Annotated in this window: 4 protein-coding genes; 1 reads left to right on the forward strand and 3 read right to left on the reverse strand. The window is 69.5% G+C overall.

Going from position 1 to position 6203, the window contains the following annotated elements:
• Nucleotides 1-199 precede the first annotated feature (199 nt).
• Entirely contained in the window at nt 200-1153 is a 954-nt protein-coding gene (locus ACWKY3_RS14005) for an AEC family transporter (RefSeq protein WP_449317006.1), read from the forward strand.
• Between the two features lie 114 nt (nt 1154-1267).
• On the opposite strand, the gene priA is transcribed toward ACWKY3_RS14005, so the two are convergent.
• The 3 genes from priA to prfA all read right to left on the reverse strand — a co-directional run bounded on the left by priA (nt 1268) and on the right by prfA (nt 6078).
• A complete protein-coding gene (gene priA, locus ACWKY3_RS14010) occupies nt 1268-3598 on the reverse strand; it encodes a replication restart helicase PriA (protein WP_449317010.1) in 2331 nt (776 codons plus the stop codon).
• Nucleotides 3599-3685: 87 nt separating this feature from the next.
• Nucleotides 3686-4753 carry a N5-glutamine methyltransferase family protein gene (locus tag ACWKY3_RS14015; protein ID WP_449317007.1) on the reverse strand — a complete coding sequence of 356 codons (1068 nt, stop codon included), beginning with the start codon at nt 4751-4753 and terminating at the stop codon, nt 3686-3688.
• Between the two features lie 251 nt (nt 4754-5004).
• Nucleotides 5005-6078 (reverse strand): peptide chain release factor 1, encoded by a 1074-nt coding sequence (gene prfA / locus ACWKY3_RS14020; RefSeq protein WP_449317008.1) that lies wholly within the window; start codon nt 6076-6078, stop codon nt 5005-5007.
• Nucleotides 6079-6203 lie beyond the last annotated feature (125 nt).

Raw genomic sequence — 6203 nt, forward strand, 5'->3', positions numbered from 1 at the left:
CCCGCCCACGGAGGCTGCGGGCCGCAGCCTCCGGCCCGCCATCGGTGTCACCCGCTGGCAGCGCCGGACTCCGCGCCTGCTGGCAGCATCGGGGTCCCTCGCCCAAAGCGGACCCGCAATCGGCCCTCCCCCTCCGAACCTGCGCTAGAATGGTCTTTGCGCGGTCCGGATCGCGCAAAGCGCAGGGAGGGAGCTTGCGATGGTGGTCTTGCAGCAGATGATCGTGTTCTTCGTCATGATGGTCCTCGGGGTCGTCCTGCGCAGGGCGCGCATCGTCACCGAGGACAACCAACGCGAGCTCTCGTCGCTGGTCATGAACGTGGCGTGCCCGGCGCTTGTCATATCCGGCGCCGCGAGCGCGACCGAGCGCATCCCTCCGCTCGACCTCGCCTTCTGCTTCGGCGTGTTCGTAGCCATGCTCGCGTTCATGGCGCTCATCGGATCGCTTCTACCCCTCCTGCTGCACTACCCGAAAGCCGAGCACGGTGCGGTGAACCTCATGTTCGTGGAGACCAACGTATCGTTCATCGGCCTGCCCCTCATTTCGAACGCCTACGGCCCCGACGCGGCCTTCTACATGGTGCTCTTCCTCATACCTGCGGGCTTTTTCCTGTACTCCTACGCCATCGCCGTCATCTCGAAAAGAGCAGACGGCGCGCCTGCGCCGCAGCAGGGCTTTGCGCGAAAGGCCGCCGCGTTCGCGCGCCAACTGGCGAACCCGGGCATGGCAGCGTGCGTGATCGCGCTCGCACTGTACCTGGGAGGAGTCGAACTGCCCTACGTTCTGGCCGAACCCGTCTCGATGGTGGGCGACCTGTCCGCACCGCTCGCCATGATCCTCATCGGCGCCTCGTTCGCCGACATCAAGCCCCGCGAGCTGTTCTGCGATGTGCGGCTCAACCTGTTCATCTTGCTCAAAATGCTCATCATCCCCATCGTCGCCATGCTGGCGCTCAAGCAGGTCATAGGAAACGAATACCTGCTCATCACCTGCATGGTGAACCTCTCGGCGCCTACGGTGAGCATGGCCGCCATGCTGGCTTTGCTGTACAACAAAGACCGTTACCTGCTCATCACGCGAGCGGTGGCCCTCACCACGCTCGTCTCGGTGGCCACCATGCCTATTGTGTCGCTGGTCTGCGGCATCGGGTGATCGCGGCGGCCCGGCGCAGCCAAGCCGGGCACGGCGGCGCATGCGGCAACGCCCAGCACTGCGCCCGGCGCGCCGATCCTTCACGAAATGCGCCCGCATCGCGCGCCCGGCGTCCTACAGCAAATCGTCGGGGTCCACGTCCACGGCAACGTTGACCAGCTTGTCCGGTTTGCGGTGGCGGAACAGCGGCACAAGCGCGCGGGAGAGGTCGGCGTCGGCCGGGCACTTCACCACCACGTGCCAACGGTACGTGCCGCGCAGCTTCGCGAGCACGCACGGCACGGCGGGCAGCACCGTCCATCCCTCGCCGCCGAAGTCGCGCACGACGCGCGCAAGCTCCTGCTGCATCTCGCCGGCCGCGCGGCGCACCGCAGGCTCGTCCTTGCCCCACAGAAGGACGTTGGCCATGCGCACATAGGGCGGATAGCCCAGAAGGCGGCGTTTGGGCAGCTCGTCGCGCAGGAAGAGCGCCCGGTCGTGGGCCGCGGCGGCGCGGATGGGCGCGGAGGCGGCCTCGTAGGTCTGCACGAGCACGCGCCCCGGAAGCTCGGCGCGGCCCGCACGGCCCGCCACCTGCTCCACAAGCGCGAACGTGCGCTCGGCGGCGCGATAGTCGGGCAGCTTCAGCATGGTGTCGGCGTTGATGACGCCCACAAGCGTGACGTCCTCGAAGTCCAGGCCCTTCGCTATCATCTGCGTGCCGAGCAGCACCGCCGCCCCGCACGCTGCGAACTCCTCCAAAAGCCGCTGGTGGGCGCCCTTTCCGGACGTGGTGTCGGCGTCCATGCGCACGATGGGCACCCCCGGCCCCACGCCGGGCGCCTCATCCAAAAGCACGCGAAGATCGGCTTCCACGCGCTGGGTGCCCGCGCCGAACCGTTTCAGGTAGGGGCTGCCGCACTCCGGGCACACGGGCGGCGCGCCCACGCGGTGCCCGCAGTGGTGGCAGATGAGGAAGTTGCCGCGCTCGTGGAACGTGAGCGAGGTGGAGCACGACGGGCACTCGGGCACGAACCCGCACTCCCGGCACAAAAGGAACTTCGCGAACCCGCGCTGGTTGAGCAGAAGCACCGCCTTGCGCCCGGCCGCAAGCTCCTCGGCAAGCGCCCGGGAGAGCGCGCCGGAGAACATGGAGCGCGACCCGCCGGAGAACTCCTTGGCCATGTCGACGACGCGCACCTCGGGAAGCGGCCGGCCGTTGGCGCGCTCGGGAAGCTCCACCCGATGCCATGCGGCGTCCTTCGCGCAGGCGTGCAGCGTCTCGATGGAGGGCGTCGCGCTGCCCAGCACCACCGCCGCGCCCGCGCGCCGCGCCATCCACACGGCCACGTCGCGGGCGCGGTAGCGCGGGGCGCTGTCCTGCTTGTAGGAGCCTTCGTGCTCCTCGTCGATGACGATGAGCCCCACGTTGGCAAGCGGGGTGAACAGCGCGCTGCGGGCGCCGACGACAACGCGCGCCTGGCCGCTGCGGATGAAGTCCCACTGGTCGTAGCGCTCGCCCTGGCTCATGCGCGAGTGCATGACGGCCACCGTGTTCCCGAAGCGCCCGCGGAAGCGTCCCACGGTCTGCGGCGTGAGCGAGATCTCGGGCACGAGCACGCATGCCGTGCGCCCGGCGGCCAGCGCCGCCTCGATGGCCTGGAGGTACACCTCGGTCTTGCCCGATCCCGTGACGCCGTCCACCACCACGACCTCGCCCGCACCACGCTCCCGCGCCGCGTCGATGGCTGCAAGGGCGGCGGCCTGGCCCGCCGTGAGCGGAGGCTTGGAGCTGGGCGAGAACCCGCCGCCCTCGGGACGCGCGTGCCCGCCTCCGGGCACGCCGCGCAGGCGGCGGCGATGCTCCACGCGCACGACGCCCTTCTTCTCAAGCGCGCTCACCGCGCCCGACACCGCGCCGAACTCGGCTGCCAGCTCCGCCACGCGCAGCTCGCCCGCGCGCAAAGCTTCCACGATGGACGCCTGCTTGACCGCGTTCCTGCGCGGCTCGAACTCCGTAAACGCCGGGCCGGGCACCACCCAGCGGTCGTCCACCTCCCCCACGGCCGGCTCCTCCAGACGCCAGTAGCCCTCGCGCGAGCGCACCATGCGCGGCACGCCGCCCGGCGGCGTGAACAGGCGCACGCACGAGGAAAGCGGCGCCACGTAGCGCTCCGAGAGCCACCGCGCGCACGCCGCGCCCTCCTCGTCGAAGTACGGGCGGCTCACCGCGCGCACGATGCCCTTGAGCTTGGCGGGATCAAGGCCGTCTGGCCAGTCGCCCTCGGCGCGCTCTTCGATGCCGATCACGAATCCCACCGCCCGTCGCGCCCCGAACGGCACGAGCGCCGCGCAGCCCACCTCTATGGGCAGGTCGCCCTCGCCGCCATCCGGCGGCACGGCATAGGTGTACGGCGCGTCGAGCGCCTGGGTGGGTATGTCGAGGATGACCGATGCGAGCTTCATGGCAACCAGTATAGCGCAGCGAAGGGAGGCGGGGGCCGGCATGCGGGCCGAGCGAGCCTTCGCCGAAGGCGCTCCACGCGGGCAGGATCACCCGACCGGCTTGCGAATCACGAGCACACGGGGACGGCCAGCCAGGTCGCAAACGACACGCGCCCCCTCGAAGCCGGCTTCCTCGGCCAGGCGCGCAGCCTCGTCCAAGCACGTCTCGTGCAACTCGAAGGCCGCGCCGCCGCCCGGTTTGAGCGCGCAAGCGCACCACGGCAGCAGGCGGCGAAGCACGTCCAGGCCGTCCGCACCGCCGTCGAGGGCGAGCGCGGGCTCGAAGTCCGTCACCTCGCGCGGGATGTCGGCCAGCACGGAGGAGGGCACGTAGGGCGGATTCGACACCACGAGGTCGAGCCGGCCCATCAGCGCCGGGTCCACGCCCTCGCCCAGGTCGCACTCCACCACGCAAACGCGTTCGTCCAACCCGAGCGCCGCCGCGTTCTCGCGCGCGAGCGCCACGGCCTCGGGCGCCACGTCGGTGGCCACCACGCGCGCAAGGGGATGCTCGCTGGCCAGGGAGCAGGCGATGCATCCAGAGCCCGTGCAGATGTCGGCCACGAGGAGGGCGGGCGCCTCGCTTTTCGCAGGCGACCCCTCGTCCGCAGGCGCCTCGCCGCCCTCGGCCGGTCCGGAAGCGGGCTTCGCGCCGAAGGCGCCCCGAGCGCCGCCTTCCGGCTCCTCCGGAGCGCCCTCCTCCCTCGCCCCGTCCGCAACCGGTGAGGGATCGTCGGGCATCGAATCGGCGGCCACGCGGCGAGGCGGGGCGGGCAGCAGGGCCAGCGCCTCGCTCACCAGCACCTCGGTTTCGGGACGGGGAATGAGCACGCCGGGGCGCACCTTCACCACGATGTGCCGAAAGCCCACCTCGCCGGTGATGTACTGCAAAGGCTCCCCTCTGCCGCGACGCGTCACGAAGCCGCGCAGGGCGTCGCGCTCGCCCATCGACAGCGGACGGTCGAAATCCGCGTACAGCCCTATGCGCGAAAGCCCGCACGCCTCCGACAGCAGCCATTCGGCCGAAAGCCGGGGGCTTTCGTCCCCCTTGCGCCCAAGATAGCCGACCGTCCACTCCAAGGCGGTCCTGATGGTCCAGATGTCGTTTTCAGCCATGGATTCGAACCTCGCAGGTCGATAACGTCACAGGTTGGCAAAATCGCAAATCGGCAAAGCCGCAGGTTGGCGCAGCGCCGCCATGGATTGGCGCGGCAAACAGGCAAAAGACGCCGGGGCATGCCGAGCGAGCGGGACCCCGAAAGCGACGCGTGCTTCGATGCGCGCGAGGCCCGGGGTCACGCGAAGGCGCGTCCCCGGCGCCCGCAGAATCGAGCGGGTTTCGCAGACCGGACGGCCTGCGAAGCCCGCTACACCGCCGCTTCCAGCTTGGCGGCTCGGTCGGCGGCCTGCAGCGCGGTGATCACGTCCCCCAGGTTGTCGCCCAGAAGCACGCCGTTGTAGGTGGCGTTGAATCCGATGCGATGGTCGGTCACGCGGTCCTGCGGCCCGTTGTAGGTGCGGATCTTCTCCGAGCGGTCGCCCGACCCGATCTGCGCCAGGCGCTCGGCGCCCTCGGCGGCCTGCTGCTCGGCGAGCATCTTCTCGTAGAGGCGCGCGCGCAGAACGGCCATGGCCGCTATCTTGTTCTGCAGCTGCGACTTCTGGTCCTGCGACTGCACCACCAGCCCCGTGGGCAGGTGCGTGATGCGCACGGCCGAGTCGGTGGTGTTCACGCACTGCCCACCCGGGCCGCCGGCGCGATACACGTCGATGCGCAGGTCGCTTTCGTTGATCTCCACCTCCACCTCGTCGGCCTCGGGCAGCACCGCCACCGTGGCCGTGGAGGTGTGGATGCGGCCCTGGCTCTCGGTCTTGGGCACGCGCTGAACGCGGTGCACGCCGCTTTCGAACTTCATGACCGAGTACACATGATCGCCCTTCACCTTGAACTGGATCTCCTTGTAGCCGCCCGCCTCGGAGGGCGACACGTCCATCGTCTCGGTCCTCCAGCCCTGGGCGGAGGCGAATCGCTCGTACATCTTGTACAGGTCGCCCGCGAAAATGGCCGCCTCATCGCCGCCGGCGGCCGCACGGATCTCCACGATGATGTCCTTCTCGTCGGCCGGATCGGCCGGAATGAGCATGAACTTGATGTCCTCCTCCAGCTGCGGCAGGCGCTCCTCTATGCCCGCGATCTCCTCTTGGGCGAACTCCTTCATATCGGGATCGTCGAGCATCTCCTTGGCCGCGGCCAGGTCGTCGGCCGCCTGCACGTACTCGCGGGCCCTCTTGGCAAGCGGCCCCTGGTCGGCGTACTCCTTGGCCAGGCGGTTGTATTCTTTCTGGTCGGCGAGGACGGCCGGATCGCCCATCTTGGCCTGCAGCTCCTCGTAGGCTTCGATGATCTTGACCAGCTTCTCGCGCATGTCGGTGTCCTGCATGGTTCGTGCTGTCCTTCGTGACGTGGTCGTGTGGGCGGGCCGCCCACGGGGAGCGAAGCAGAAGCCATCTCCCTGGGCACAAACGGAAAGCACCCACCCCCACCGTTCCATCACCCCAGATAGCC

The organism is Rubneribacter sp., assembly GCF_965361815.1.

Bases quoted from the DNA above. Each gene is read 5' to 3' on its own strand.
- ACWKY3_RS14005 (WP_449317006.1), top strand. From the start codon at position 200: ATGGTGGTCTTGCAGCAGATGATCGTGTTCTTCGTCATGATGGTCCTC.
- priA (WP_449317010.1), bottom strand. From the start codon at position 3,598: ATGAAGCTCGCATCGGTCATCCTCGACATACCCACCCAGGCGCTCGAC.
- ACWKY3_RS14015 (WP_449317007.1), bottom strand. From the start codon at position 4,753: ATGGCTGAAAACGACATCTGGACCATCAGGACCGCCTTGGAGTGGACG.
- prfA (WP_449317008.1), bottom strand. From the start codon at position 6,078: ATGCAGGACACCGACATGCGCGAGAAGCTGGTCAAGATCATCGAAGCC.